This window comes from Thiomicrorhabdus cannonii (genome assembly GCF_013391695.1).
Lineage (GTDB): Bacteria > Pseudomonadota > Gammaproteobacteria > Thiomicrospirales > Thiomicrospiraceae > Thiomicrorhabdus > Thiomicrorhabdus cannonii.
In genome coordinates, this window is record NZ_JACBGH010000005.1 from 128,035 (window position 1) to 154,802 (window position 26,768).

A 26,768-nucleotide genomic window follows, 5' to 3' on the forward strand; every position below is an offset into this window, starting at 1 on the left:
CGAATTATGAAGCTTTGCCATTTTGAAGCCGGAATCGATCAACCACTATTCCTGATTGCCGGTCCCTGTGTGATTGAGTCTGAACAGATGGCATTGGATACCGCAGGCCAGCTTAAAGAGTTGACCGATTCTTTGGGCATGCACTTCATCTACAAATCGTCCTACGACAAAGCCAACCGTACCTCTACCTCAAGCTTCCGTGGTTTGGGTATTGATGAAGGTCTGCGCATTCTGCAAAAAGTCAAAGATCAGATTGGTGTACCGGTACTCACCGACGTGCATGAAGACACCCCGTTAGAAGAGGTAGCTTCGGTCGTGGACGTATTGCAGACACCTGCTTTTCTGGTACGCCAGACCAACTTCATTCAAAACGTCTGCCGCCAGGGCTTGCCGGTCAATATCAAAAAAGGCCAGTTCCAGGCGCCTTGGGATATGGACCAGGTGGTCGCCAAAGCACGCGAAGTCGGCAACGATCAGATTATGGTGTGCGACCGCGGTACTTCCTTTGGCTACAACACCCTGATTTCCGATATGCGTGGTCTGTCGACCATGCGCCGCACCGGCTGTCCGGTGGTATTTGATGCCACCCATTCGGTACAACAGCCAGGCGGGCAGGGCAGCACCTCGGGCGGGCAGCGCGAAATGGTGCCGGTATTGGCGCGCGCGGCGACCGCAGTGGGGATTGCCGGCCTGTTTATGGAGACCCATCCGAATCCTGAAAAAGCCCTGAGCGACGGGCCGAACATGTGGCCGTTGGGCAATCTGAAGCCTTTGCTGGAGACGCTGATTGAACTCGATCAAGTCACCAAAAAACATGGTTTTATCGAGCAGACGGTTTAAGCCTCGGGTTGTAAACAAGATTTCAGCGCAGGTTTCATCTATTTGTTACAAACCGGCGCTAAGCTACTCAAAATACGCTAAAAATTTTAAAGTTTAAATATCAAAGAAATAGGAAGTCACAATGTCATCATTGATTAAAGATATCAAAGCGCGCCAGGTGATCGATTCACGCGGCAACCCGACTGTCGAAGCCGAAGTTTTCCTGGAAGACGGTTCTTTCGGTCGCGGCATTTCTCCTTCAGGTGCCTCTACCGGTTCTCGCGAAGCCATCGAATTGCGTGACGGCGACAAGAGCAAATTCGGCGGCAAAGGGGTTTTGAAAGCGGTTAACAACATCAATACCGAAATCAAAGCGCGATTGATCGGTATGGACGCGACCGACCAGGCCGCGGTGGACAACGCCATGATCGCTCTGGACGGTACCGACAACAAAGCACGCTTGGGTGCCAACGCGATTTTGGCCGTTTCAATCGCAACGGCACAAGCTGCCGCAGCGTCTAAAAACCTGCCTTTGTACGCTTACCTGAAAACCGATGACTACAAAATGCCGGTACCGATGATGAACATCATCAACGGTGGCGAGCATGCCGATAACTCGGTCGACTTCCAAGAGTTCATGATCATGCCGGTTGGCGCGCCTTCTATGTCTGAAGCGATCCGTTACGGCGCTGAAGTCTTCCACATGCTGAAAAAAGTATTGCACGACAAAGGGTACAACACGGCAGTCGGTGATGAAGGCGGTTTTGCACCGGATTTGAAATCAAACGAAGAAGCGATTACCGTGATTTTGGAAGCGATCGAAAAAGCCGGCTACAAAGCGGGCGAAGACATCATGATCGCGATGGATGCGGCGTCTTCCGAGCTGTACAACAAAGAAACCGGTACTTACTACCTGGCTTCTGAAGACAAGACCTTGACGTCTGCCGAAATGGTCGATTTCCTGGGTGAGTGGGTCAACAAATACCCAATCATCTCTATCGAAGACGGTTTGGACGAGTCTGACTGGGACGGCTTCAAACTGCAAACCGAGAAATTCGGCGACCGTCTGCAAATCGTGGGCGACGACCTGTTCGTAACCAACCCGAAAATCTTGAAAGAAGGCATCGAGAAAGGCATTGGTAACGCTATCCTGATCAAAATCAACCAGATCGGTACTTTGACTGAAACCTTCGAAGCGATCGCGATGGCGAAGAAAGCGGGTTACACGGCGGTGGTTTCACACCGTTCAGGTGAAACTGAAGATACCGTGATTGCCGACATCGCCGTGGCAACCGGTGCAGGTCAAATCAAAACCGGTTCTTTGTCACGTACTGACCGTATCGCCAAGTACAACCAGCTGATCCGTATTGAAGAAGCCTTGGGTGCAGCAGCGGTTTACCCAGGTAAAGCCGCTTTCTACAACCTGAAAAAATAATCGCCAGGGCAGAGGATAAATGAAAAAAATCGCGCTTATCCTCAGCCTGATTATTGTTGTGCTATTAGCTCGCCTGCTCTCCTCTCATGGAGGGCTTGGCGAGCTTTTTAGTTTACAGAACCAGCTTTCCGAACTGGAAACCCAGCTGCAACAGCAGGAGCGTGAAAACGCCGAGCTGTCACAGCAAGTTCAAGATCTACAGTCGCAAAACAGCGCCATTGAAACCATTGCCCGCCAAACTTTGGGGATGATTGGTCAAGATGAGGTGTTTGTGGAAGTGATTGAACTTAAAAATCCCGTCGCACCGTCCATCACTTCCGCTACAACGCCTTCCACATCTTCCGAAGCCACCTCAGAAACCGACTGACATCTGCGTTTCTACCTGGCCTGTTGACTTTTTAAACCGCATTTCAAACTTTTTCCATTCAATGCGCTTTCAGTAGCACATAGAGGCTACCGGTACCGCCATCTTTGGGTTGCGTGCTGCAAAAGGCGATTACTGCTTTCATCTGTCTTAAACGGCGATTCGTCAGGTTTTTCAAAACCGGTGCCTGTACTTCCGAATTGTAGCCTTTACCGTGGATGACCAACACACAACGCTTCTTGGCCTGATGGCAACGTTCAATAAAGGCGAGCAGGGCACTGTCGGCCTGCTCTTCGGTCAAACCGTGCAAATCGAGTTCGGCTTCAATCGCAAACTCGCCTTTTTTCAAACGGCTCAAATCCTGCAAACGCAAGCCTTTGCGGTGATACAGCAGGCTTTCAAAGGCGCCGACATCGGCGACCGCATCCATATCCGCAGCCGCTTGCATCGCAGGGGAAAGTGCTTCAGGAAGACGATTTTTCTGGCGGAGTTTTTTTAACGTTTGCCGATAACGCGCCTGGGTATCCACCCCGGCCTGTTGAGTTTTTTTGCTGGGTTTGAGTGGCGTCACATCGCTGACCGCGCTGGCAAACAGGGATTTTTCTTCTTCTGACAGTTTAGACACTATATAATCTGCTTAATTTGAATTTAACTTGCATTTTTGCGCTATTTTACCCCATGAAAATCCTTCTCTCCAATGACGATGGCTATTTAGCCCCCGGCATCCGCCTGTTACTGCAGGCGCTTTCGCAACATATTCCGTATTCCGAATTGGTCATGCTTGCCCCTGACCGCAATCGCAGTGCCGCCAGCAACTCGCTGACGCTGATGGAACCCTTGCGCATTCAGGCGCATTTAGAGAAAGACTTGCCGAAAAACTGCCGCATCTACAGCCTTAACGGCACACCGACCGACTGTGTGCATCTGGCCATCAACGGCGCTTTGGATTTTCAGCCGGACATTGTCATCTCCGGCATTAACGACGGCGCCAATATGGGCGATGACGTGCTCTATTCCGGCACCGTTGCCGCCGCGACGGAAGGGCGTTTTCTCGGCAAGCCCTCCATCGCCGTTTCGTTATGCGGCGCGACCCATTTTGAAACCGCCGCACAGGTGCTGCTGAACGTGTTAAAGGAGATACCGTCGGTAACCTCCAATACCATTTTGAATATCAATGTGCCCGATATTCCATTATCTGAACTCAAGGGGATTAAAGTCACGCGTTTGGGCAAACGCCACTGCTCCGAACCGGTTGTCGGGCAGTGCGATCCGCGCGGCAAGCCGATTTACTGGATAGGCCCGGCAGGCGCCGCTGCCGATGCAGGAGAGGGCACCGACTTCCATGCCGTTGAGAACGGCTATGCCTCGATCACCCCTTTGAAAATCGATTTAACCCATTACGAGATGCTGCCGGCGTTGCACGCCTGGGCAGAAAACAATCGACTGTAAGACTGTAGGAAGTATAGGTTTGCACCGTCCGAGTTTCGACTTTTTTGACCAGCCGCCGCTTTATCCAAACGAAGCCTTCAAAGCCCAGCAGGGGTTGGGCATGACCTCACAGCGTACCCGCGACCGTCTGATACGCCGCCTGATCGATTTGGGCATAACAGACGAAACCGTTTTGCAAGCCATGCGCGTGGTACCTCGGCACGCCTTTCTGGACGAAGCCATGGGGTCTCGTGCTTATGAAGACACGGCCCTGCCGATCGGTTACGGGCAAACCATCTCCCAACCGATTGTTGTGGCCACGATGACGCAGTGGCTGCTGGCCGACCGCGAACAACACCCCATGCAGCGTGTTTTGGAAATCGGCACGGGTTCCGGTTACCAGACCGCTGTTTTGGCTCTGCTGGTGAAACAGCTTTTCAGCGTGGAGCGTATCGCCCCGTTACTCTTTAAGGCGCAGGCGGCGCTGCAAAAACTGGATTTGCATAATATCGAATTCAATCTGAATGACGGCCATTGGGGCTGGTCAAGCCGTGCGCCGTTTGACGGCATTATCTCGGCGGCCGCACCGGACAAATTGCCGGAAGAACTGCTTGGCCAGCTTAAAGAGGGCGGCCGCCTGGTGATGCCGATAGGGCAACAGGAACAATTGCTGTACGGCTATATCAAAACCAGCACCGGCGTCAAAGAGACCTGTCTGGGTGAAGTGTTGTTTGTACCCATGAAACAGGGAGTGGAAGTGTGAGTCTGTTTTCCAAATTGTATGACCGAACCCTGATGTGGGCGCAACATCCCAAAGCGCCGTGGTATTTGGGCGGCATGAGCTTTGCCGAATCCTCTTTTTTTCCGGTGCCGCCGGATGTCATGCTGATGCCGATGGCATTGGCGAGACCTGAAAAAGCCTTTTATTACGCCTGGATCACCACCTTGTTTTCCTTGCTGGGCGGCCTGTTGGGTTATGCGATCGGTTTCTGGCTGATTGAGAGCATCTGGCCTTTGATTCAATCGGTCGGCTACGAAGCCCGCTACCATCAGGTTGAAGGCTTTTTCCACGAATACGGCGCCTGGATCGTGTTTGTGGCCGGCTTCAGCCCTATCCCGTATAAACTCTTTACTCTGACCGCCGGGGCGACCTCTATGGCGCTGCTGCCGTTTATTATCGCCTCATTGGTAGGGCGCGGTGCTCGTTTCTTTTTAGTAGCCTGGTTAATGAAAATCGGCGGCGAGCGCTATGAACCCAAAATCCGTCAGTGGATCGATTGGCTGGGATGGCTGGCTGTTGGGTTGATTGCACTTTATATCGGGGTTAAACTTCTGAAATAAGAACCTCTCACAGATTATTTCACAGGAAAAACATGCCCTTTTATAAGCGACCTTTGTTGAATTCACGATTTCCGTTGCTTAAAAATCACCTGCATTTCGGCTGTCTGTTGATTCTGGGCGCCAGCGTGCTAAGCGGTTGCTCAGGTTCTGCGTCACGCTCATCAGACCGTCTGATTCTCGATAACGGTGACGATACAGGCCACCAGTATGTCACCCGTTCCGGGCAGAACCGCTCTTCATGTCGCAATCCCTACCGCGTGGCGCCCGGTGATACCCTCAGTGAAATCGCCGTCAAATGCAACGTCAATATGGATCAATTGGCTTATGCCAACCATCTACAGCCGCCGTATTTTTTGCGTGCCGGACAAAAACTGACCCTGCCCGGCAGCGCTCAGGCCGCGCGCCAGCCACTCGAGAAACAGCCCGAAACCAAGGCAACGGCCAGCTGGCATTGGCCAATGGCAAACACACTTCCCTATGCCTATGTAAGGGATAACAGCGGTCTCAATGCCCTGGAGATTTACGGTCCGCCCGGACAGGAAGTCAAAGCGGTGGAGGAAGGAGAGGTCGTTTATGCCGGCAACGGCATCACGCATTACGGCTGGCTGGTGATGATCAAGCACCCAAGCGGCTATATCAGCATCTATGCACATAACAGCCGCGTTCTGGTCAGGGAAGGGCAACAGGTCAAAAACGGTACGCCGATTGCACTGTTAGGCGCCAGCGGCATTACCCCAAAGCCCAAGCTCTATCTGGAAGCGCGTTACCGCGGACGCAAAGTCGATGTCAAAACCCTGCTAAAGCCGCAATAACGCGGCAAATACAGGGTTAGCTTGCGGCGCTTGCCCCATCTGCATCCATAATCAACGCCAGCACCACTTCGCGGTCTTCGGTAGTCAGCACATTGTAAGTGCGACACGCCGCCAAATTATGCATCACTTCCAAACCGACGCCCTTGGCGGAGCAGTAGGCAAACAGCTGCGGCGCAGGGAATACCTGGGTTTCGCCGGTTCCCAACAGAATCACTTCCGGTTTGAGCGCAAGAAGGGCGTCCAGATGGTCGGTAGTCAGCGCGTCGATATGCGCGCACGGCCAATTTTCCACCAGCGTTTTTTGATTTAAAAAACAGCTTTTTTGCAGGCGGCGATCATTGATTTTGACCTCGCCTGGCTCGTAATGCTTGACCACATAGACATTCGAATCGCGGTGCTCGGTAAATTTCATAATTCGACCCCTTATTTCAATAGGTTAACAGAGGCTGCGCAATCCTCCGAAAACGCGCTATTAAAGCGGATTTAATAACGTTTTTCAATTGACGAAACAAAATGTTTCTGTATCATTATTCGTTTATTAAAAAATTCTATTTTACGCGATTTTTGCGGGGCTTACAGAAGGCTGACTTTCGTGATCGAAGATTTTCAAAGAATTAAAAGACTTCCTCCTTATGTGTTTAACATTGTTGGCGAATTGAAAGCCGAAGCGCGTCGTCGCGGAGAGGACATTATCGATTTTGGGATGGGGAATCCGGACCAAGATACCCCCAAGCATATTGTCGACAAACTGATCGAAGTCGTGCAGCGTGAAGGCACGCACCGTTATTCAGTCTCGCAAGGGATTCCGCGTCTGCGCAAGGCGATCTGCAACTGGTACAAACGCAACTACGACGTTGACCTGGATGCGGATACCGAAGCGGTCGTGACCATCGGTTCCAAAGAGGGGCTGGCGCACTTGGCCATGGCCTGTGTCGACAAGGGCGATACGGTACTGGTACCTAACCCGGCCTATCCGATTCACCCGTACGGTTTCGTGATTGCCGGTGCCGACATCCGCCATGTTCGCATGACGCCGGACGTGGATTTCTTTGAAGAGCTGGACAAGGCCATCAAGGAATCCTGGCCCAAGCCGAAAATGCTGGTCTTGAACTTCCCCGGCAACCCGACCACGCAGACGGTGGAACTGGAGTTCTTCGAAAAAGTCGTTGCCATCTGTAAAGAGCACAGCATCTGGTTGATTCACGATTTGGCCTATGCCGACATCGTATTCGACGGCTACAAAGCGCCTTCGGTGCTGCAGGTGGAAGGCGCCAAGGACATCGCCGTTGAATTCTATACGCTGTCAAAAAGCTACAACATGCCGGGTTGGCGCGTGGGCTTTATGGTCGGCAATCCAACCCTGGTTTATGCGTTGAAACGCATGAAATCCTATCTGGACTACGGCACCTTCACGCCGATTCAGGTGGCCGCCATCACCGCGTTGGAGGGCCCGCAGGAATGCGTCCAGGAAATCGCCGACATGTACAAATCACGCCGCGACGTGCTTTGCCAGGGCCTGAACTCGATCGGCTGGAAGGTGACACCGCCTAAAGCGACCATGTTCGTCTGGGCTCCGATTCCGGAAGAATACAAAGCGATGGGCTCTATCGAATTCTCGAAAAAACTGCTGACGGAAGCCAAGGTAGCGGTATCGCCGGGTATCGGTTTCGGCGATTACGGTGACGATCATGTCCGTTTCGGTTTGATTGAGAACGAACACCGCACCCGTCAGGCGATCCGCGGTATCCGCGAGATGTTCCGCAAGGACGGCTTGATTAAAGTGGACGCGCACGACTAAGTCGTCTTTTAATCCATTACAAAACACACGCACTGCAACGTTAAACAGGGAAAACACATGAAAACAGTCAAAATTGGTCTATTGGGGTTGGGTACAGTCGGAGGCGGAACCGTAACGATTCTGCAAAACACCCTGACTGAAATCCAACGCCGTCTGGGCCAATCGATTGAAATTTCCATTATTGCCGTGCGTGACTTGAACCGTCCGCGCAGTGTCGATACGAATGGTATCCAACTGACAGACCAGCCTATGGACGTGGTTAACCATCCTGATGTGGACATTGTCGTCGAACTGATGGGCGGCACCGGCCTGGCGAAAACCTTGTTGGAAACAGCTATCCAAAACGGCAAGCATGTTGTTACCGCCAACAAAGCGTTGATCGCCGAATTCGGCAACGAACTGTTTACCTTGGCGCAAAAGCACAATGTGGTCATTGCCTATGAAGCTGCCGTTGCAGGCGGCATCCCGGTCATCAAGGCATTGCGCGAAGGCATGGCGGCGAACCGCATCGAATGGGTGGCGGGAATCATCAATGGTACCGGCAACTACATTCTGACCGAAATGAAAAAGCCGGGCGCCGATTTTGCCCAAGTGCTGAAAGTGGCGCAGGAACTGGGTTATGCGGAAGCCGACCCGACCTTTGACGTGGAAGGGATCGATGCGGCGCATAAGTTGACCATTCTGGCTTCCATCGCCTTCGGCATCGAGTTGCAGTTCAACAAGGTTTACACCGAAGGCATCAGCAAAATCAGCGCGGACGACATCCGTTTTGCCGAGAAACTCGGTTACGAGATCAAGCATCTTGGCCTGGCGCGCCGCACGGAAGAGGGCTTCTCGTTGCGAGTGCATCCAACCATGGTGCCTAAATCGGTTTTGATTGCGAATGTGTTTGGCGTGATGAATGCGGTGATGGCCTACGGCAATCACGTCGGCCCGACGATGTATTACGGCCCGGGCGCCGGTGCCGGCCCTACCGCCAGCGCGGTGGTGGCCGACATTATCGATGTGATTCGTGCCGTCAACCAGCCGCAGGCAGAGCGTTTGCCGGCGCTTGGCTTCCAATTGGATCAGCTGCAGCAAGCCCCGGTGGTCGGCATTGAGGCAATCGAATCGGCTTACTACCTGCGCTGTTTCGCCAAGGATCATGCCGGTGTGCTGGCCAAAGTCACCAAAGTGTTTGGCGACCACCATATCAGTATCGAGCATCTGATACAGGAGCCTTGCGCCAGCAACCGTGAAGACGCCACCCTGGTCATGATCACCAATGTGGTTAAGGAGTCGGATATGAACCGGGCGCTGGCGGCATTGCAGGCGATGGATGAAATCGACGGCGATATCATGCGTATCCGCGTGGATAGCCTTGGCGCTTAATCGCAAAAAAGCGTCTCCCAAAACTGAACAGGCCAGGTCTTACCTGGCTTTTTCACACTGAGCAAAGCGAACTTTTGTATAATTTGCCCACTAAATTTATTGTGTTGGAACTCTTATGAACTTTATTGAAACGCGCGGCAATGACGGCCACTTTCCCAAGGAAATCACTTTTTCTCAGGCTATCTTAAGCCCCATGTCTTCCTTTGGCGGTTTGTATTCGCCTAAAACGCTGCCGCAACTGGGTCAGGATTTTTTAGAGCAACACCTGAACTCACACTATAAAACCTTGGCCAAAGCGATTCTGGACGCGTTTGAGGTCGATATTGACGACGCGATCATCAACGCGGCACTGAGCCTGTACGACCAATTTGACGACCCTAAAAATCCTGTTCCAGTGGTCAAAGTGAAAGAGGATCTCTACGTCAGCGAGCTTTATCATGGCCCGACACGCGCTTTCAAAGATATGGCATTGCAGCCGTTTGGTACGGTATTGTCGGCGATTGCCCAGGCACGTAACGAGAAATACCTGATTCTGGCGGCCACCAGCGGTGACACCGGCCCGGCGGCGCTGGACACTTTCCGCAATAAAGACAACGTGCAGGTCGCCTGCCTCTATCCTGAAGGCGGCACCTCGGACGTGCAGCGCCTGCAGATGGTCACTGAAGATGCGGCCAACCTGAAGGTCATCGGTATCAAGGGCGATTTCGACGATGCGCAAAGCGCCCTGAAAACGCTGTTGACCTCCGACTCGTTCAAGGCCAAACTGCAGGAGCAGCATATCTCCTTGTCTGCGGCCAACTCGGTCAACTTCGGTCGTATCATTTTCCAGACGATTTACCATGTTCACAGCTACCTTGAACTGATCCGTCAGGGCGCAATCACAATGGGTGACAAGGTTTACTTGAACGTACCAAGCGGCAACTTCGGTAACGCGCTGGGCGGTTACTATGCGATGAAGATGGGCTTGCCGGTCGAACAGATTCTGATCGCCTCCAACAACAATAATGTGTTGACGACCTTCATCAATACCGGTGTTTACGACCTGCGCGACTTGCGTGTGATTCCGACCACCTCGCCGGCGATGGACATCCTGAAATCCTCCAATATCGAACGTATTCTGTTCGACATGTTTGGTGCACAACGTACCAAAGAGTTGATGCTGGCGCTGGATAAAGACAAGCATTACGCCTTAAACAGCGCAGAATTGGCGCAGCTGCAAGCCGTGTTTGCCGCCGATTTCTGCAATGATGCAGAGGGCGAAGCCTATATCAAGCAGACCTTCGCCGAAGGTTACTTGATGGACCCGCACACCGCGACCTGCTTCAAGGCATACGAAACCTGCCGCAAAAATCCGGCACTGAAAACCATCGTCTATTCCACGGCGGAATGGACCAAGTTCTCGCCGGTCATTGCTGAATCGATCGCCAACCAGAGCGGCCTGAACGACATTGAAGCCTTGAAAGTGATTTCGGAAAAAGCCAAATTGCCGATCCCGGCACCGATTGCGGCCTTGTTTGACAAGCCGCAAACGCAATCCACGGTGATCGACAAAACTGAAATCGAACAGGAAATTTTGAACTTCTTAGGATAACGATTCCCTTGAAGATCCAACTCATTAAACCGGGTTCGCCCGGTTTTTTAATTTAACGGAAAACGCCATGTCTTACGCTGTTACTTTCTGGTTTCCTGAACTGCTGGCTGCAGGCCGTTTGCAAGAAGCGCGTGCCAACCTGGCCGAACTCAAACTACCCGGATTGCGTACCCTGCTGCAAAAAGCAGACCGTTTTCCCGTCACAGGTACAGCGCAAGGCAATGACTTCTACCACACCGCCAGCATGCTGTTTCATCAGGCGCGCGCGCTACCGGTAGCGGCTACCATCGCACGCGCCTTGCTCAAGGATTTTGATGGCAGCTGTTTCTGGCTCAAACTCGATCCGGTACAACTGGTGCCGGATCGCGATACTTTGGTGCTTTTCCCCCCGCAGGATTTGGCTATCACAGATGATGAAGCGCATGCATTGATCGGCGCCTTCAACCAGCATTTCGCCGTGGACGGCGTGGCCATTGAATTTGCGTCTGCCACCGATTGGCTGCTGCGCATCAAGCAACCGATTGACGTTCGCAGCCGTAGCATTGATCAGGTGGCTTATCACCCCTTGACTGGTGACACTCTGCAAGGCCACGCGGCGCAATATTGGCGGCAGCTGTTGAATGAGGCGTCGATGTTGTTCTATAACCATCCGGTGAACGAAGCGCGGCGTGAACGCGGGGAAGGGGAGATCAACGCCCTCTGGCTTTGGGGGGAAGGGCAATTGGAAACGGCCGCTATTCAATCACGCCCCCACGCCGAGATACGCTCCGAATCGGCCTATTTACAAGGCTTGGCAATGCTGGCTTCGAGCCAGCAACGGCCTTTTCCGGCAAGCCATGCCGAGTGGATGAATACGCGTTCGCCAGACATCACGCACAGTTTGCTGCTTCCGGACGCGCTCTATGCGGCACTCCCGCATATGACCGAAACGCAGTGGCTGGAAACACTGCTATGGCTTGAACAAAATTGGTTTTCGCCCTTGCTGGACGATCTGCGTGCCAAACGCATCCACTCGTTATTGCTGGAGCTGGGCGACGGCTACCGCTACCACATCAAACCACAACACCTCAAACGCTTCTGGCGCTGGAAAAACCGTTTGTAACCTGCAAAAACAATAAAACCCGGCATGCCGGGCTTTATTTTATAAAGAATTCGTAATATCGGTTTTAATGATCCGCCGTGCAGATTTTCCCTTTCGCCGCAGCCATTGTTGTTCTGTAGAAAAATAGCGCAATCATGAAACACAACGCAATCATAACCGCCATCCCTACATAATTGTAAAAGCCGCTATGGGCCGCATGCGCCATCTGGAAGGACGCGATCGACATCGCGGCCAACGGGAAGGTATATGCCCACCAGGAGAGCGCAAACTGCAAGCGGCGGAAACGGCTGATTGAAAACAGCAGGAACAAGGTAAAGAACAGCGCAAAGAAATAGAGAATCTTCGCGAAGTTATCGATTTGCCCCTGATTCAGTGCCATATAGGAGATAAAGCCCACCGCCGGCGGGGCGATAAAGATAAACAGGGTCGGCATCAGACGCTCCGGCATAGGGGAGTGGAAAATCAGACGGTAGAACAATACCGCCTTCAAAATCGGCCAAAAGGTAATGCCGATGGCAAAAAAGAACCAGTTGATATCGGCTGGAACGTGTTCAACGCCGCCAATCGGCACGATGATATTCCCCACGATCGGAATAAACCAGGCGGGATTGGAATGTTCGATCTTGAAGAAATCGTGATAGATCCAGTTATAGAGCACCCACAACGTCAAAATGAGTTGTAACGAGGCACCGGTTACCCAAAAATTAAAAGAGGTTTTGACCTCGCCGAACTGCCAGAAAGCGATGCTGAGCAACAACATACTGATGGAGATGGCCGGCAAAAAATTCATTTTGACGGGATGGCGCGCTTCCTCCATAAATGCCGCTTTGAACTTGACCATTTTGTAGAGATAAGCCAGAACTAACACGGCAAACAAACTCACCACAACAGTCAGTAAAATCTGACTCGGCAACATGCTCCAACCAAACGCCTTTTCGCTTTTGGCCAATGCGATGTTCAAACCGGTCATGCCCATGATCATGCCGAAAAAACTCGCCGGAAAATATTGCAACCTGGCCAGTTTTGAACCTGAATTTTCCATAATCCCTTCCTTGAATAACATCTTTAACCGCAATAAACTGCGCAACAAAACAGATGTTTATTATAGAAAGGCTTGCCGCTGTAAACATGACTTTAAAATGACTTTTTGCTAAAAATTACTGATGGCAGAGCATTAGAAAAATTAAGCAAAAGCGGCGAACATTAATGCAATTAAGCCGGCTGCATCCAAAGCAGTTTTAACTGCAACTGGGTGCGGCCGGCAAAGCGGTTAAGACTGGGCTGATAGACGCAATGCACGCTGTCCCCTTCATTAAAGGCCAGCGATTGCGCCGCATCTTCCCGCGCATTGAAATAGATGGCGGATAAAATCTTGCCCTGTGCGGTGCGCAGCTTGCAGGAAAGATGGGTTTTATGCTCGCCGACCGGTTTAAGCTGCAATAACTCAAAATGGCCGTCAAAGGTCGCCTGCGGCCATTCGCGTCCATAGGGCTCCAACGCATTCAAATGGGGAATCAGCTCGGGCAACAGATAACTGTCATCCAGCTGACCGTCGCTTTCCAGCAACGGAACAGGCGGCGTGTCGCCCAACTGTTCACGGATTGCGGTTTCAAACAACTCGGCAAATACGGCGTATTTTTCCAATGGAATCATGCAGCCGGCGGCCCCTTTATGCCCGCCCATAGAACGGAACAGCTCGGAATCCTGCTCCGACATCCATTGAAACGCCTCGCGCAGATCCACCTGCGGCACAATGCCCCGGCCGCTGCCGGCCAGAAATCCGTCTTTGAGATCGGTCAAAATCACCGTCGGCAGGCCGAATTTTTCGCCGATGCGCGTGGCGATAATCCCCTGAATCCCGGCATTGCCTTGCAACGCCACCGCCAGACTGTATTTTTGCGGGTGGTACAGGTTTTTGGCTTCATTTAGCGCCATCTGCAACATACCTTGCTGCTGTGCGCGACGCTCCTGATTGTCCTCATCCAATTGGATAAGATGGCTATGCGCCTCATCGACAGTAGCTGCGGTCAGAAAGTTAAACGCCGTCGTCACATCGCTGACACGGCTTGCCGCGTTGATGCGGGTTGCAACCTGAAATGCCAGGTATTCTGCATTAAAAGGCTCACCCTGATTGTCGTTAAGACGCAACATTGCCTGCCAGGCGGGTTGCTCGAACTGATTGATCAGCTGCAGTCCGGCGTGCACGATGGCGCGGTTGTTCGGACTTTGCAAACTCACGCTGTCGGCAATCGTACCCAGAGAGACATTGAGTGCCAGCGCCTTCAAAGAAGGACTGTCCGGTGGAAGATAACCGCGCTGCACCAGCTCCTGGCGAACCTGCGTCATCACCAGAAAAATCACAAAACAACCGGCCACGGTCTTGTCGTATTCGCAACCTTGCTGCTGTGGGTTGACCGTGCACGCGGCACTTTCGGGTGCGCCTTCCACCGGCATCTGGTGGTGGTCGGTCACGCACACCGCGATACCGGCTTCTTTAAGACGCTTAATGCGCGGCTCGTCGCTGGAGCCCTGGTCGGCGGAAATCACCAGCGACACCGGTTGTTGAATCGCCAGAATGCGCTCGCAAACCTCTTCGGTAATGCCGTAACCGGTTTTGCGTTCACCAATCAGATGGACCACACGCTCTTTCGGCACCTTAAAATACTCCACCAGCGCGGTCACCGCCACCCAGGCGGAGGTGACGCCATCGGTATCGTAATCGGTGGCCAACACAATCACGCCATCGGAAAGAATCGCATCGGCAATCAGGCGTGCCGCTTCACGGGAATTTTTCAGGGCATCGGGATGCTGGATATGTTTTAATTTCGGGAAAATCGTTTCTGCCAATTGCTCGGTCGAGTGCTTGCGCTGCGCGACCAGACGCGCCTGCAAATCGGACAGGCCGAGGGCTTTGCTGGCCGCATAAACGTCGGAAGAGAAGGGGCGTTGAACGATTTTGGGTGCTTTAATCATGCGGGGGATTTTATCAGAATGCAAACCATGCAGTGCGTCTATCTACACGGCTTTTTAAGCAATGCCCAGAGCCAAAAAAGCCGCTGGTTTGAACGCCGTTTCAGCCATCCTTTGGTCTGTGAAGCCGGCACTCGCCAAATTGAATTGCTGACCCCGAGCTACCCGCAAACCACCCCCGACAGCAGCGTCGCTTATCTGCAGAACTTCATGCACCGCAACGGGTTGGATAAGCAGGAGAACCCCGTTTTTTTAATCGGCTCTTCGCTGGGCGGATTTTATGCGCAATACCTCGGCCTTCGCTATCGACTGCCTTATCTGCTGATTAATCCGGCGCTGGATCCGGTCGCTTTGTTGGAGGACTATCTGGGGCAGCACCGAAATCCCTATACTCAAGAAGAGTTCACGGTCGATGCAGCTTACCGGCAGCAGTTGAGCGCCTATTACACCAGGCCGCAAGCGGATACAAAAGGGCTGCTGCTGCTGGACAAAGGCGATGAGATTATCAACTATGAACAGGCCTTTGAGCTTTATCAAACAGGCCATGCCAACCAGCAGACCGTGCTATTTGAAGGCGGAGATCACACGTTTGTGCATTTAGAGGAGTCGTGGCAAACCATTCAAGAATGGATTTGCCGGCTTTAACCAACTTGCCAACCCGGCCTGTTGACTTTTTTGGGCCCGTTTTTCAGCCCTTTTTAAGCCCCACTTTTAAGCCCCACTCTTAAGCCATTACATCGAGCAGGGTGCCGATCATTTCATCATAGGTTTTCAGCGCTTTGGCAGAAGACTCCACCTGTTTGGCAACCTGGGTATTGTCGATCAAGGCTTCGGTTTGTTGAGCGCTTTGGGGATGGATGATTTTCTGGGTATTGTCCGCCAGACGCTCAAATCCCTGCTGAATTCCCGTTGTGGCGTAGTGACCGGCACTGATTTGCATGTTAACCTGCATAACGACTACCTCAAAATTAAATGCGCCGCTGCCCGGCCGGCGGCTGGGCTTCGACATAATAGGGCGACTGCTCGGGCGTTTGCGGTTTAACGCGGTATTCCACAAAAATATTGCCCAGTTTCTCGCCGCCTTCGCGATCCAGAATCACTTCCATTTTATCATCTTCCCAACGATAACTGGGATAACGTAGCGAGCCGCCCCAGCCGCGCGAAACCACCGCAGCGGGCTGTCCCAATTCCTTAACCAGCTGCAGCGCAATTTCGCGCGTAGTGAGTGCACTGCGGCGGTTAACCGTCTCGGTCGAGTAGGGGCGGTAAAGCCGTTTGACGGACATGATCTTGCCAACCGAGTTATAGCGGAACTCCACATAATAGCTGTCGCGCCAGCGCGAACGGCTGAAGAAGCGGTCGACATTGACCTGCTGCAAGGTCGATCTCGCCTGGGTAAAGCCGCCGATCGCCCATAAATGGTCGCGCACCTGTTTGACTTCTGTTTCCATCAATTTGATGCCCAAAACACTCACCTGAGCCAAATCAACTGTTTTACCGGACGTTTCCTGATCGTCCGCCGCAAAGACGGCGGCAGGTATCAGCAGCAGGCCGCAGATGGCTAAACGCAGCGGGCCAAAAACACTCAGGAGATTGAAGAAGGTGAACGTTTTCATGGGCTTCCAATAAGTCGGCATTATCGATATAAATGAAGTTATATCGGTTATGGTCAGGTTATATCGGTTATCGGCCAGTGCAGGAATTCCTGAAGTAAACTGGCCGGAAATTGCTGCCTTAAATCTGCCGCCTGCAGACACAGCGCCGGTTCATCTGCTGCGGGAGGTTCCAGATAGGCCAACTGGCGCTGCATCACGACCACATCCGCATCCGACGGATTATTATCCAGCTGCATACGCCGGTTGATGGCGGCGGCGGCCTGGTTTTCATCGATTTGCAGATAAATCAGATAGGCGGACAGCTGCAGTCTGTTCGCCATTTGATAGAAAGCGGCACGATGTTCGGCTTTCAAAAAGGTCGCATCCACAATCACATGGCGTCGCATGGTCAGCAGGCTTTGCGCCAGAGCCAGCAAACGCGCATAAGTGCGCTGATTCATTTCAGCGGAATAGAGCGCCGACTTTTCGGCGTCGGATACCCGATGGGTCTGGGCGATGCCGAATAGGCGCTTGCGCTCAATATCCGAACTGATAATCACCGCGTCGTTAAGCCTCAGCAACTGATGCGCAAAATAGCTCTTGCCGCAACCGGACACTCCCTGCAACAGAATCAGAGAGGGCGCATCAGTTGCAAAGGCATAGCCTTCCGACTGTTCGATATAGCGCAAGGTCTTTTCCCTATAATGCTGAAATTCCAGCGTATTTTTATCCAGCTGCAATAAACGCAAGGCGGAAATCTTGGCGCGTACCAAGGCTCGATACACCTGATAAAACACCAGCAACTGCAGGGCAGCGTAATCACCGGTTAACCCCAAATAGCGGTTAAGGATGCGCCGTCCCATCGCCTGTTGCTGGCGGTAATCCAGGTCGATCAATAAAAACGCCAGGTCGCTGATCACATCGATCCAGCGGAATTCATCATTGAACTCGATGCCATCGAACAATGTCGGCTCATCATCAATCAGGGCGATATTATCCAGATGCAAATCGCCGTGACATTCGCGCACAAAGCCGTCCGCCTTGCGCTGCACCAGTATCGGGCGCAATTCAGCAAACCTGCCGTGCGTCCAGTCGAGCAGACGCTGCAAGCGCGGCAGATACTCCCCGGAACAGTTTTCAAACAGCGTCGGAAAATTATCGAGCATCGGTTGCAGGAGCGTTTCCGGCTCGCCCAGATGCGATGCACTGGCGACCTGCGCCGCCTGCAGATGCAGGTCGGCAATGCGCTCGGCAAGACGCTGTTCTTGTACCTCGCTGACACGATTGCCGTCAAGATAGCGACCCAACACATTGTTAGGATCGAACTGGCGCATTTTCAAAAGATATTCAACCGGCTCGGCCGACCCGGCCTGTTGAGAATCAAAGGTCAGCCGTTGTCCGACCGTCAAATACAGTGGTACCACCGCAAGGTAGAGATTGGGGGCCGTGCGCCGGTTAAGTCGGAGTTCCTGTTGGCAAAAATGTTGGCGAGAGGCCAAAGCCGTAAAATCCAGAAAGCCGAAATCCACCGGCTTTTTGAGTTTATAGGCATACTCGCCGGTGAGGAACACCACTGAAATGTGGGTTTCGATGGTGGTAATCACTTCAACCGGGTGAGGGTAGGTTGCCGGCAGGCAGAGCTGGTCAATGAGCGTGTCTAAATTCACAATCGATAAGTGTTAAGTAACTTTTAAATAAGTAGATTTGAAATCAAATAGCGTGAGCGCGAGCCAAATAAAAAAGCCAAGTCATAAAAACTTGGCTTTTCCAGGGGCTGTCACCCCGTTACGCAAACAGGATGCGTGGCAAGGGGCATTAAGCCACTCCTTGCTTTTCACGAATCTCTTGCTTGCGTTTCATTTCCACGGTCAACGTTGCCGTAGGACGGGCTTCCATACGCGCCAGACCGATCTCTTCGCCGCTCATTTTGCAGTAGCCGTACTCACCGCTTTCAATGTCTTTCAGCGATTTGTCGATTTTGGAGATCAATTTGCGCTCGCGGTCACGGGTGCGCAGTTCCAATGCAAATTCCTCTTCCTGCGAGGCGCGGTCGTTAGGGTCGGCAGGCGTTTCCGAATCACGCTGCAAATGATTCACCGTTGAGCTGGCTTCGTTCAACAGCTGCTGTTTCCATGCCAACAACTTATTGCGGAAGTGCTCCAGCATGCGCGGGCTCATGTATTCTTCACCTTTTTCAGGAACGTATGGAGGGTAGTCCTCAATAAAGTCCGTTTGGATATCCATTTTCTTCTCCTACTGTATTTGGTCTATTTATGTTGCCTGTCGTCAGGCGTTTTATAATCAGACCCTTCATTTCACCGCAAAGCCGTTAAACAAACGACTCCGCGGCATTATCCGATGTGACTTAACCGCATTTTATAGCAGGTTTTAAAGGAGGCAACAAGCAGATTTTTTTTACATTTCCCTAAAAATTTTCCGCAATCCCACTGTGGACATGCACGCAAAAACCTACGCATTCCCCCTTAAATCCTGCCGGAAAATCATCGAAATCCATGGCCATCACCTTGTAAATCTTGCTATTTATTCCTATATAAAGCAGAATTCTTTACCAATTTAATCAAGTACTATGAGGACCATGACACATGGCAAACTTACAAGCACTTCTGTTTGACGTAGACGGCACTTTGGCCGATACCGAAAAAGACGGTCACCGCGTGGCGTTTAACCTGGCATTTGAAAAAGCCGGCCTCGACTGGAACTGGGACGAAGCCCTTTACGGCGAACTGCTGGCCGTCACCGGCGGCAAAGAGCGCATCCGTTTCTATCTGGACCAGTTCAATACCGAGTTTGTCAAACCGGACAACTTCGATGCGTTTGTCAAAGGCTTGCATGAGTCCAAAACCGATTTCTACACGCAGCTGCTGGCCGACGGTTTGATTCCGTTGCGTCCGGGCGTTGAACGCCTGATTAACGAAGCGCGCGAGCAGGGCATGCGCATGGCGGTGGTCACCACCACCACGCCGGCCAATGTCACCGCTTTGCTGGAAAGCACCCTGGGGCCGGATTCTGAAAGCTGGTTTGAAGTGATTGCGGCGGGCGATATCGTTCCGGCCAAAAAACCGGCGCCGGACATCTACCACTGGGCGTTGGAACAGATGGGCCTGACGGCGGCAGAGGCGATCGCCTTTGAAGACTCCTCCAACGGCATCCTGTCATCCAGCGCGGCCGATGTGAAAACCATTATCACCATCAACGACTACACCGCCGAAGACGACTTCTCAGCGGCGCATCTGGTACTGGATCACATGGGCGAACCGGGTCAGGCGTTCAACGTATTGGCGGGCAACCACCACGGTCACGACTACCTTGACTTGGAACTGGTGAAAAAAGTCCACGCTAATTAATTGATTTTTATAATCAATTAAAAACTCAACAGGCCGGGTAGGGATGCCTCCTTACCCGGCCTGTTCAGTTTAAAAGACTTGGATTCCTGCCTTATTTAGGCTGCAAGGCTTCGCCATCAAACTGCACGCCTTGCCAGCCAAAACGCATAAAGTTGCGGATATTCTGGTGATCTTCTTTGTCCGGATGCTGCAAGACATCCACGCGATAATAGTCGCCAAAGGCATTCAAGGTCGCCTGCTCGGAAAGCCCGTGCAACTTGGCAAACGCAAAAATCTTGCACGAACCGTTATTAGTGCCGGCCTCGTTCACGGTTTCACCATTCACAAAACGCGTCGGCGTAAAATCGTACTCCTGCTCGATCGTCTGAATCGTTTGGCTGAAATCCACCACGTCCGCATTCAACGCCGCAATCAACTGTTGTGTATTTAATCCCGTCACGGTTTACTCCTTTTTCTCTTATCTACAATCTTTTGATTCTTTATTTTGACTACTAAATTCGCTGACCAGGCGGGTCACCCCGTAGGCCGCATCCCTGGATTGCGCCGTTGCAAACTCCGCATCCAGATAAGTCTGGCGCAGACGCTGCCAAATGGCATTTTGGCTGCCGCCGCCGACCGTATAAAGCCGTTTTAGCGGATCGGCGCCCAACGCCCGCAGGCGCTCATATCCGAGACGTTCTATATGACTCAAGCCGTGCAACAACGCCAATAAAAACGCTTTTTTTTCAGCCAATGACGCATTTTTTGCGGGCACGGACGGCATTCGCGGCGGCCAGGCCGGGTCGGCGATGGGAAAGCGCTCTCCGGCGTGCAGCAGCGGGTAAAAACGCTCGGTCGGGGTCAGCGACAGGCCATCGGCATCCGCCTCCAGCGCCTGAAGCGTGTTTTGCAATTCCGGCAAATCAAAATAATGCATTAACACCGCGCCGCCGCTATTGGAAGCGCCGCCCACCAGCCACCAATCGCCGAGACGGTGGCTGTAAACCCCGTATTGCGGCGCAAAAATAGGCGTTTTGGAAATCTGCTTGAACGCCAGGGTCGAACCTAGCGAGCTGACCGCATCGCCGCACTCGGCCGCGCCCGATGCCAAAAAGCCGGCGATACTGTCGGTGGTGCCCGCACAGACCAGCGCCGCTGGATTTATGCCCCAACGTTCGGACCAGACCGGTGCTACCGGGGCCAGCGGACTGCCCGGCGCCACCACTTCCGGCAAGGTGATGTGGCAACGGCTGCGTGCGGCATAGTCGGCCAGCAGCGTTTTCACCCAATCCGGCCAGCTACGTTGCCGGGCATCATACCCGAGTTTTAATGCATTGTTTTCATCCGTGGCACACCATTTTCCGCTCAACAGACGGTTAATCCAGTCAATCTGATGGCAAATCTGCACAGACCCGTTGACCGGCTGATTGTTGTCTGCAATGTTCTGCAGAACCCACAACACTTTGGCCAGCGTGCTGTTGGCGCCTTGCGCCCCGGTATTGTGTTCCCGCTGTAGCGCAGTCGCTTCTGCAATCAGCTCAGCCTGCTCGACAGCCCGCCGATCGTCATACATCAGCGCCTTGCCAAGCGGGATTGCGCTCTGCTGATCACACAGCACCACCGTGGAAGAGGTAGCATCCGCCACGATATGCGAGATGCGGTGCGCCAATGCCGGCCATTCCGGCTGTTGCGCCAAGGCGGCAAACAAAGCTTCCAACGCCCGACTCCAGACTGTGCATGCCTGCTCGCTGCGGCCGGTGGCGGCATCACGCTCAGGCAAATCCATCGGCACGCCGGCACTCAGTACCATGCGTGGTGCCGAAAACGACTTGATGTCCCCATGCGGATTGACCAAACAGGCTCGCATGCCGCTGGTGCCGACATCAATGCCTAAAATCAATGCGCCGTTGTCTATTGAGTTTGTAACCACCGTTTTTTCCCATTCTGAACGACCATACCCACGCAAAAGCCTCCCGGCCGGGCTGAAAAACACATTCTGCGCGTAAACGCGACGCCTTATCGGCGGGAGTATGAATTTTAGCCGACTTTCACTGGAAATTCTGTGGCTATAAAAGGTACAATCATGTTTATTTTTTGCAATTTGGCTGTGCGCAATTTTGCGCTAAAAAATGATCTTAGGCCAAATGCCCAATTCTTTCGTTGCATCGCAGAGTGTGGAGCCGTATACATGAATGAGTTACAGCAAGTTTTGCTGATTTTTGCCATTGTCGTGATTGGCGTTTTATTCTTTCTAAGCAAGAAAAGACAAGCAAAAAGCAAAAGTAACCCAGAGAATGTCGCTGCCAACACCTCTCAAGCGACAACGGCCGCCAGACAACAGGCGTCGCGCGCTTTAAACGGCCTTGGTGAAGAGCATCCCGGGTTGTCACCACAAACGGTTTCGCGCCTGCACATCGACGATAGCCAGCCGCAACTGGGTGAAGAGCCGCAGGTTCCCGAAAACCAGGCCAAGCTGCCGTTTGATGACGAGTTCCAACTGCAGCCAACCAACGTCAGCGACAACGAAAGCGCCCCAGCCGACGGCCCTAAACACCACGTTCTGCATGTTGAAGAACTTTACACCCTGGAAGAACTCAATGCGCCATCCGCCTCGTCCAGCAAAGTCAAGTTCGGCATTCCGCCGGAACGGCAGGGCGAATCTCCTGGTCAATCGCAGGGGGCCAAAACCGAACCCGAAATTTTCGCTCTCTTGGTATTGAGCACCGGCGGGTCAGGCCAGGAGTTCGGCATGGAAGCCGTCAATCAGGCGTTGCTCGGCGTGGGGTTGAGTTTCTCCAAAAACCACATCTATGTGACCACCGACAGCAAGGGCCGTGAGATTATCCGTGTTGCCAATATTCTGGAACCCGGCACTTTCCCGACAGAAAACCTGCAGAACCATACGACTCCCGGCATTGCGCTGATCCTGCAGTTGCCGACCAGCATCCGTGCGCCGGCGGCGATGCATGATTTGATTATGATGGCCAGAAAGATTTCGCAGCGTCTCAATGGCCGTCTCTACAACATGGAACGCCACCTCATTAAAGAGTCTGACCTGCAGGCCATGCGTGACGCTGCAGTTGAATACGAATCCGTACCGCTGTGAGGCCGTAAGCGCTTATAATAACGCGCAGCAGAAATACCCTACACACGCATACAACAAGGACTTGGCGGGCCCATAAGCCCACCAAGGCCATTGAATCTCTAATTGAATTCTCTTTTGTAAAACCCATTATGAATCCCCAACAGCTATCCGTTGAACAGCGAGTTTCCCAATTACGCGAAGAAATCGCCAAGCACAATTACGCCTATTACGTGCTCGACAATCCGGTCATCAGCGATGCGCAATATGATGCGCTCTACCGCCAACTGCTCGCGCTGGAAAAGGCGCACCCTGAATGCGTCACCCCCGATTCACCCACGCAACGCGTCGGCGATCAGATACAGGCAGGTTTCCAGTCGGTGACCCACGCCGTGCCGATGTTCTCGCTTGAGAACGCCTTTAGCCACGAGGATTTGCAGAACTTTGAAACGCGCATCCTGGAGCGCGTCACCGTCAAAACCATCGACTATGCCGCCGAACCTAAAATGGATGGACTGGCGATTAATTTGCGTTATGAAAATGGCGTGCTCAAGCAGGCGACCACCCGCGGCGACGGCACCACCGGCGAAGAGGTCACGCATAATGTGCGTACCATCCAATCCATTCCGCTGAAACTGCTCGGGAAGGACTGGCCGCAGATTCTGGAAGTGCGCGGCGAAGTCTTTATGTCCAAGAAGACTTTCGAGCAACTTAATCAAAACCAGTTGGCAAAGGGCGACAAGGTGTTTGCCAACCCGCGCAATGCCGCCGCCGGCACCTTGCGTCAATTGGACCCAAAAATCACCGCGCAACGTCATTTGAGCTTTTACGTTTACGGCTGGGGGCAGATCAGCGACGATTGGGCATTGCCCGAACACTATGACCAGGTGATTGCGCATTTGAAAGAGTGGGGGCTGCCGACCAATCCCGAAGCGCAAGTGGTGACCGGTCAGGCCGGTATGCAGGCCTATTACGACACGCTTTTGCAAAAACGCAGCGAACTGCCGTATGAGATCGACGGCATCGTTTACAAAGTGAATCGCATTGCGCTGCATCGCCAGCTTGGCTTCACCTCCAAATTCCCGCGCTGGGCGATTGCGCGCAAATTCCCGGCCGAAGAGGTCTGGACCGAATTGCTGGATATCGACATCCAAGTCGGGCGCACCGGCGCCTTGACCCCGGTGGCGCGTCTGCAGCCGGTCGCCGTCGGCGGTGTGGTCGTTTCCAATGCCACCCTGCATAATATGGATGAAATCCGCCGCAAGGATGTGCAGATCGGCGATACCGTCATCGTGCGCCGTGCCGGCGATGTGATTCCGGAAGTGGTGGGGCCGGTACTGAGCCGACGTCCTGGCAGCACGCGCCTTTTCACGATGCCGACACACTGCCCTGAATGCGGCTCGGAAGTCATCAAAGAGCATGACAAAGCGGTCTACCGCTGCAGCGGCGGCTTGTTCTGTCCGGCGCAACGCAAGCGCGCCCTACAACATTTTGTTTCCCGCAAAGCCTTTGATATTCAAGGACTTGGCGATAAACTAATCGATCAGCTGGCAGAACGCGACTGGGTCAAACACCCCGACGACCTGTTCCACCTGACGTTGCAACAGCTCGCCGGACTGGAACGCATGGCGGAAAAATCCGCGCAGAACGTCATAGACGCGATTGAAGCCGCCAAGCAAACCACCCTGGCGCGCTTTATTTTTGCCTTGGGCATTCCCGAAGTCGGGGAGGTCACCGCCAAGCAGTTGGCGCAGCACTTCCGTGAACTCGATGCTCTGATGCAGGCCGATAGCGAACAATTGATGGCGGTGCCGGATGTCGGCGAAGTGGTCGCCGAGAATATCGTGACCTTTTTCAAACAGCCGCATAACGAGGAGGTCATCCGCGGTTTGCTGGAGGCGGGCGTGCACTGGCCGCCACCGCAAGTCCAAGCCGTTGATGAGGATTCGCCGTTTGCCGGCAAAGTGGTGGTGCTGACCGGCACATTGCAACAGCGCGACCGCAATGAAGCCAAGGCGCTATTGGAGGCCGCAGGTGCCAAGGTCACCGGCAGCGTGTCTGCCAAAACCGATTATGTCATCGCCGGCGAGAAAGCCGGCTCCAAACTGACCAAGGCAGAATCCTTGGGCATCCCTGTGCTTTCCGAGCAACAGTGGTTAGAAATGATGGGAGAAAACAATGGTTAGACCACGTAACGTCAACCGCCACACCGCACCAATGGAAATTCCGGATTGGGAGCAGGAAGAGTTCGGTAGCCGCACACAGATCAAAAAGGCCGCGCAGGCCGTGACCGATTTGGGCGAACAACTGGCGCAGATGACCGACAATGAAATCAAGAAACTGCAACTGCCGGATGAGCTACAGCAAGCCGTGTTGATGCTTAAAAACATGGATAAGGGTCCGGCCATCAAGCGTCAGAAAGCGTTTGTCGGCAAACTGCTGCGCAAACACGAAGAGTGGATTGTGGACATCAAAGACAAATTGATGGAGCAGGAGATCAAAGCCAAACAGCAGAATGCCCACTTCCACCGTTTGGAACAGTGGCGCGACCGTTTGCTTGACGGCGGCGATGAAGCCTTGGAGGAGTTCATGCAGCAATTCAGCCATGCCGACCGCCAGCAGTTGCGCCAATGGATCCGCAATGCAATCAAAGAGCGCGACGCCGAACAGCCGCCGAAATCGGCGCGTCTGCTGTTTAAGTACCTGCGCAGCTTGGAATGGTAAAGACCCAAATGCCGCGCTAAAAAAACTCAACAGGCCGGGTAGAAACACTTTCTACCCGGCCTGTTGAGTTTTTAGAGGTCATTTTAGCGGCGTTGCAAGGCTTTTAAAGCGCCATTCAAAGGTCACCAATCCCATTACCACCATCGCAGCGCCGAGCCAGACCGTCGCATTCAAGACTTCGTTATTGAACCAATGACCGATCAGCAACGCAAAAAAAGGCGTAATCACCGGTATCAACGCGACCTTGATCGCATCCACATGCTTGAGCAGATAAAAGTACAGCAAAAATCCCAACACCGAGCCGACACTGGCGGCATAGAAAATGGCGAGTGTTTGATGTAATTGCAGCTCCGGCCAATGGAGCAACGTCATCGGCGCCATCAGGAAATGGCCGATCACGGTAATCCACAAAGCGGCCGCCACCAGATGCAACGAAGAAATCCCAGAGTTCACGCGCTTTAACAGCACCGTGCCGTAAGAGTGAAACACCACCGACAACAGCGCCATCGCAATGGCGGCAAGCTGCATCTGCGCGTGCTGCTCGCGCAGATTCGGCGCAAAAATCACCACCAAGCCGGCCAGGCTAATCAACACCCCCAGGCTTTTGCGCAAGGTCAAGCGGCTATTGGGCAGGCAGTAGTGCGCCATAATGCCCGTCATCACCGGTGTTACGCCAAACAGAATGCCAATCCAGCCGGAAGGCAGATATTGTGCCGCCCAATACATCGCCGTCATCCCGCCCAAAATGGGGATACTGGCGACCAGATAGACTTTGATGGCCGGCCATTGCCAATCAAAACGCTGTTTGGAGAGCCACCATACAAACGGCACAATCAGCAGCGCGCCCAACAGGGTTCGCGCCGCCACGCCGAACAACCAGTCGGATTCACCGCTCCATTTGACCGCCAAAGGGGTGGTCGCCCAAATCATCACGATGCCCAGATAGGCCAGCGCTATTTTCATCTGCGGGTACTCGAGTAAGAAACATTCGG

Annotated in this window: 27 protein-coding genes; 16 read left to right on the forward strand and 11 right to left on the reverse strand. The window is 53.1% G+C overall.

The window, feature by feature from the left end; all coding sequences use genetic code 11:
• The first annotated feature begins 6 nt into the window (after nt 1-6).
• From kdsA to HZ297_RS07515, 3 genes are all read left to right on the forward strand, one after another.
• Nucleotides 7-840 carry a 3-deoxy-8-phosphooctulonate synthase gene (kdsA, locus tag HZ297_RS07505; RefSeq protein ID WP_178862379.1) on the forward strand — a complete coding sequence of 278 codons (834 nt, stop codon included), beginning with the start codon at nt 7-9 and terminating at the stop codon, nt 838-840.
• A 121-nt stretch (nt 841-961) separates the two neighbouring features.
• On the forward strand, nt 962-2,254 hold the full coding sequence (eno, locus tag HZ297_RS07510) for a phosphopyruvate hydratase (RefSeq protein ID WP_178862380.1): 1,293 nt from the start codon (nt 962-964) through the stop codon (nt 2,252-2,254).
• Between the two features lie 19 nt (nt 2,255-2,273).
• Complete coding sequence (locus HZ297_RS07515; RefSeq protein WP_178862381.1) at nt 2,274-2,621, forward strand: FtsB family cell division protein; 348 nt, start codon at nt 2,274-2,276, stop codon at nt 2,619-2,621.
• Nucleotides 2,622-2,679: 58 nt separating this feature from the next.
• Here the strand turns inward: HZ297_RS07515 and HZ297_RS07520 are convergent, their stop codons facing one another.
• Nucleotides 2,680-3,243 carry a Smr/MutS family protein gene (locus HZ297_RS07520; RefSeq protein WP_178862382.1) on the reverse strand — a complete coding sequence of 188 codons (564 nt, stop codon included), beginning with the start codon at nt 3,241-3,243 and terminating at the stop codon, nt 2,680-2,682.
• 53 nt (nt 3,244-3,296) lie between these two features.
• Here HZ297_RS07520 and surE point away from each other — a divergent pair, with 53 nt between their 5' ends.
• From surE to HZ297_RS07540, 4 genes are read left to right on the forward strand one after another with little or no spacing between them, the layout of a single operon-like run.
• A complete protein-coding gene (gene surE / locus HZ297_RS07525) occupies nt 3,297-4,067 on the forward strand; it encodes a 5'/3'-nucleotidase SurE (RefSeq protein WP_178862383.1) in 771 nt (256 codons plus the stop codon).
• A 19-nt stretch (nt 4,068-4,086) separates the two neighbouring features.
• Entirely contained in the window at nt 4,087-4,809 is a 723-nt protein-coding gene (locus HZ297_RS07530) for a protein-L-isoaspartate(D-aspartate) O-methyltransferase (RefSeq protein ID WP_246261734.1), read from the forward strand.
• Nucleotides 4,806-5,387, forward strand: a complete 582-nt coding sequence (locus tag HZ297_RS07535) for a VTT domain-containing protein (RefSeq protein ID WP_178862384.1) — start codon at nt 4,806-4,808, stop codon at nt 5,385-5,387. Before HZ297_RS07530 ends, HZ297_RS07535 begins: the two co-directional genes overlap by 4 nt.
• A gap of 32 nt (nt 5,388-5,419) precedes the next feature.
• Nucleotides 5,420-6,199, forward strand: coding sequence for a M23 family metallopeptidase (locus HZ297_RS07540; protein WP_178862385.1), 780 nt, complete (start codon nt 5,420-5,422; stop codon nt 6,197-6,199).
• A 16-nt stretch (nt 6,200-6,215) separates the two neighbouring features.
• Here the strand turns inward: HZ297_RS07540 and HZ297_RS07545 are convergent, their stop codons facing one another.
• Nucleotides 6,216-6,611, reverse strand: a complete 396-nt coding sequence (locus HZ297_RS07545) for an Mth938-like domain-containing protein (protein WP_178862386.1) — start codon at nt 6,609-6,611, stop codon at nt 6,216-6,218.
• A gap of 180 nt (nt 6,612-6,791) precedes the next feature.
• Between HZ297_RS07545 and alaC the strand changes: the two genes are divergently transcribed.
• The 4 genes from alaC to HZ297_RS07565 all read left to right on the forward strand — a co-directional run bounded on the left by alaC (nt 6,792) and on the right by HZ297_RS07565 (nt 12,061).
• Nucleotides 6,792-7,997 carry an alanine transaminase gene (gene alaC / locus HZ297_RS07550; protein WP_178862387.1) on the forward strand — a complete coding sequence of 402 codons (1,206 nt, stop codon included), beginning with the start codon at nt 6,792-6,794 and terminating at the stop codon, nt 7,995-7,997.
• 57 nt (nt 7,998-8,054) lie between these two features.
• Nucleotides 8,055-9,368, forward strand: a complete 1,314-nt coding sequence (locus tag HZ297_RS07555) for a homoserine dehydrogenase (protein WP_178862388.1) — start codon at nt 8,055-8,057, stop codon at nt 9,366-9,368.
• 115 nt (nt 9,369-9,483) lie between these two features.
• Nucleotides 9,484-10,959 carry a threonine synthase gene (thrC, locus tag HZ297_RS07560; protein ID WP_178862389.1) on the forward strand — a complete coding sequence of 492 codons (1,476 nt, stop codon included), beginning with the start codon at nt 9,484-9,486 and terminating at the stop codon, nt 10,957-10,959.
• Between the two features lie 67 nt (nt 10,960-11,026).
• Complete coding sequence (locus tag HZ297_RS07565) at nt 11,027-12,061, forward strand: hypothetical protein (RefSeq protein ID WP_178862390.1); 1,035 nt, start codon at nt 11,027-11,029, stop codon at nt 12,059-12,061.
• Between the two features lie 64 nt (nt 12,062-12,125).
• On the opposite strand, the gene HZ297_RS07570 is transcribed toward HZ297_RS07565, so the two are convergent.
• Nucleotides 12,126-13,103: an SLAC1 anion channel family protein gene (locus HZ297_RS07570; RefSeq protein ID WP_178862391.1), complete on the reverse strand. Its 978-nt coding sequence runs from the start codon at nt 13,101-13,103 to the stop codon at nt 12,126-12,128.
• 170 nt (nt 13,104-13,273) lie between these two features.
• A complete protein-coding gene (locus tag HZ297_RS07575; protein WP_178862392.1) occupies nt 13,274-15,034 on the reverse strand; it encodes a single-stranded-DNA-specific exonuclease RecJ in 1,761 nt (586 codons plus the stop codon).
• A gap of 18 nt (nt 15,035-15,052) precedes the next feature.
• Between HZ297_RS07575 and HZ297_RS07580 the strand changes: the two genes are divergently transcribed.
• Nucleotides 15,053-15,676, forward strand: coding sequence for a YqiA/YcfP family alpha/beta fold hydrolase (locus HZ297_RS07580; RefSeq protein ID WP_178862393.1), 624 nt, complete (start codon nt 15,053-15,055; stop codon nt 15,674-15,676).
• Nucleotides 15,677-15,755: 79 nt separating this feature from the next.
• Here HZ297_RS07580 and HZ297_RS07585 read toward each other — a convergent pair whose 3' ends face one another.
• From HZ297_RS07585 to dksA, 4 genes are all read right to left on the reverse strand, one after another.
• Nucleotides 15,756-15,983: a hypothetical protein gene (locus HZ297_RS07585; protein ID WP_246261736.1), complete on the reverse strand. Its 228-nt coding sequence runs from the start codon at nt 15,981-15,983 to the stop codon at nt 15,756-15,758.
• A 16-nt stretch (nt 15,984-15,999) separates the two neighbouring features.
• Complete coding sequence (locus HZ297_RS07590) at nt 16,000-16,647, reverse strand: hypothetical protein (protein WP_178862394.1); 648 nt, start codon at nt 16,645-16,647, stop codon at nt 16,000-16,002.
• Between the two features lie 53 nt (nt 16,648-16,700).
• Complete coding sequence (locus HZ297_RS07595) at nt 16,701-18,293, reverse strand: AAA family ATPase (protein WP_178862395.1); 1,593 nt, start codon at nt 18,291-18,293, stop codon at nt 16,701-16,703.
• A 148-nt stretch (nt 18,294-18,441) separates the two neighbouring features.
• Complete coding sequence (gene dksA / locus HZ297_RS07600; RefSeq protein WP_178862396.1) at nt 18,442-18,870, reverse strand: RNA polymerase-binding protein DksA; 429 nt, start codon at nt 18,868-18,870, stop codon at nt 18,442-18,444.
• 359 nt (nt 18,871-19,229) lie between these two features.
• Here dksA and HZ297_RS07605 point away from each other — a divergent pair, with 359 nt between their 5' ends.
• Complete coding sequence (locus HZ297_RS07605) at nt 19,230-19,991, forward strand: HAD family hydrolase (RefSeq protein WP_178862397.1); 762 nt, start codon at nt 19,230-19,232, stop codon at nt 19,989-19,991.
• 91 nt (nt 19,992-20,082) lie between these two features.
• Here the strand turns inward: HZ297_RS07605 and HZ297_RS07610 are convergent, their stop codons facing one another.
• Both HZ297_RS07610 and HZ297_RS07615 read right to left on the reverse strand, forming a co-directional pair.
• Complete coding sequence (locus HZ297_RS07610; protein WP_178862398.1) at nt 20,083-20,430, reverse strand: HopJ type III effector protein; 348 nt, start codon at nt 20,428-20,430, stop codon at nt 20,083-20,085.
• Between the two features lie 18 nt (nt 20,431-20,448).
• Nucleotides 20,449-21,900 (reverse strand): FGGY family carbohydrate kinase, encoded by a 1,452-nt coding sequence (locus HZ297_RS07615; RefSeq protein WP_178862399.1) that lies wholly within the window; start codon nt 21,898-21,900, stop codon nt 20,449-20,451.
• Between the two features lie 258 nt (nt 21,901-22,158).
• Between HZ297_RS07615 and HZ297_RS07620 the strand changes: the two genes are divergently transcribed.
• The 3 genes from HZ297_RS07620 (at nt 22,159) to yjgA (ending at nt 25,776) form a co-directional block, all read left to right on the forward strand.
• Nucleotides 22,159-23,076, forward strand: a complete 918-nt coding sequence (locus HZ297_RS07620; protein WP_178862400.1) for a cell division protein ZipA — start codon at nt 22,159-22,161, stop codon at nt 23,074-23,076.
• 128 nt (nt 23,077-23,204) lie between these two features.
• Nucleotides 23,205-25,238, forward strand: a complete 2,034-nt coding sequence (ligA, locus tag HZ297_RS07625) for an NAD-dependent DNA ligase LigA (protein ID WP_178862401.1) — start codon at nt 23,205-23,207, stop codon at nt 25,236-25,238.
• Complete coding sequence (gene yjgA, locus HZ297_RS07630) at nt 25,231-25,776, forward strand: ribosome biogenesis factor YjgA (protein ID WP_178862402.1); 546 nt, start codon at nt 25,231-25,233, stop codon at nt 25,774-25,776. The genes ligA and yjgA overlap by 8 nt, the downstream gene beginning before the upstream one ends.
• 78 nt (nt 25,777-25,854) lie before the next feature.
• Here the strand turns inward: yjgA and HZ297_RS07635 are convergent, their stop codons facing one another.
• Complete coding sequence (locus tag HZ297_RS07635) at nt 25,855-26,739, reverse strand: DMT family transporter (protein ID WP_178862403.1); 885 nt, start codon at nt 26,737-26,739, stop codon at nt 25,855-25,857.
• Nucleotides 26,740-26,768: the final 29 nt, after the last annotated feature.

Bases quoted from the DNA above. Each gene is read 5' to 3' on its own strand.
- HZ297_RS07620 (WP_178862400.1), top strand. From the start codon at position 22,159: ATGAATGAGTTACAGCAAGTTTTGCTGATTTTTGCCATTGTCGTGATT.
- ligA (WP_178862401.1), top strand. From the start codon at position 23,205: ATGAATCCCCAACAGCTATCCGTTGAACAGCGAGTTTCCCAATTACGC.
- dksA (WP_178862396.1), bottom strand. From the start codon at position 18,870: ATGGATATCCAAACGGACTTTATTGAGGACTACCCTCCATACGTTCCT.
- HZ297_RS07540 (WP_178862385.1), top strand. From the start codon at position 5,420: ATGCCCTTTTATAAGCGACCTTTGTTGAATTCACGATTTCCGTTGCTT.
- HZ297_RS07585 (WP_246261736.1), bottom strand. From the start codon at position 15,983: ATGCAGGTTAACATGCAAATCAGTGCCGGTCACTACGCCACAACGGGA.
- HZ297_RS07605 (WP_178862397.1), top strand. From the start codon at position 19,230: ATGGCAAACTTACAAGCACTTCTGTTTGACGTAGACGGCACTTTGGCC.
- thrC (WP_178862389.1), top strand. From the start codon at position 9,484: ATGAACTTTATTGAAACGCGCGGCAATGACGGCCACTTTCCCAAGGAA.
- HZ297_RS07635 (WP_178862403.1), bottom strand. From the start codon at position 26,739: ATGAAAATAGCGCTGGCCTATCTGGGCATCGTGATGATTTGGGCGACC.
- eno (WP_178862380.1), top strand. From the start codon at position 962: ATGTCATCATTGATTAAAGATATCAAAGCGCGCCAGGTGATCGATTCA.
- HZ297_RS07565 (WP_178862390.1), top strand. From the start codon at position 11,027: ATGTCTTACGCTGTTACTTTCTGGTTTCCTGAACTGCTGGCTGCAGGC.
- HZ297_RS07580 (WP_178862393.1), top strand. From the start codon at position 15,053: ATGCAAACCATGCAGTGCGTCTATCTACACGGCTTTTTAAGCAATGCC.
- HZ297_RS07545 (WP_178862386.1), bottom strand. From the start codon at position 6,611: ATGAAATTTACCGAGCACCGCGATTCGAATGTCTATGTGGTCAAGCAT.
- yjgA (WP_178862402.1), top strand. From the start codon at position 25,231: ATGGTTAGACCACGTAACGTCAACCGCCACACCGCACCAATGGAAATT.
- HZ297_RS07590 (WP_178862394.1), bottom strand. From the start codon at position 16,647: ATGAAAACGTTCACCTTCTTCAATCTCCTGAGTGTTTTTGGCCCGCTG.
- surE (WP_178862383.1), top strand. From the start codon at position 3,297: ATGAAAATCCTTCTCTCCAATGACGATGGCTATTTAGCCCCCGGCATC.
- HZ297_RS07555 (WP_178862388.1), top strand. From the start codon at position 8,055: ATGAAAACAGTCAAAATTGGTCTATTGGGGTTGGGTACAGTCGGAGGC.
- HZ297_RS07570 (WP_178862391.1), bottom strand. From the start codon at position 13,103: ATGGAAAATTCAGGTTCAAAACTGGCCAGGTTGCAATATTTTCCGGCG.
- HZ297_RS07575 (WP_178862392.1), bottom strand. From the start codon at position 15,034: ATGATTAAAGCACCCAAAATCGTTCAACGCCCCTTCTCTTCCGACGTT.
- HZ297_RS07515 (WP_178862381.1), top strand. From the start codon at position 2,274: ATGAAAAAAATCGCGCTTATCCTCAGCCTGATTATTGTTGTGCTATTA.
- kdsA (WP_178862379.1), top strand. From the start codon at position 7: ATGAAGCTTTGCCATTTTGAAGCCGGAATCGATCAACCACTATTCCTG.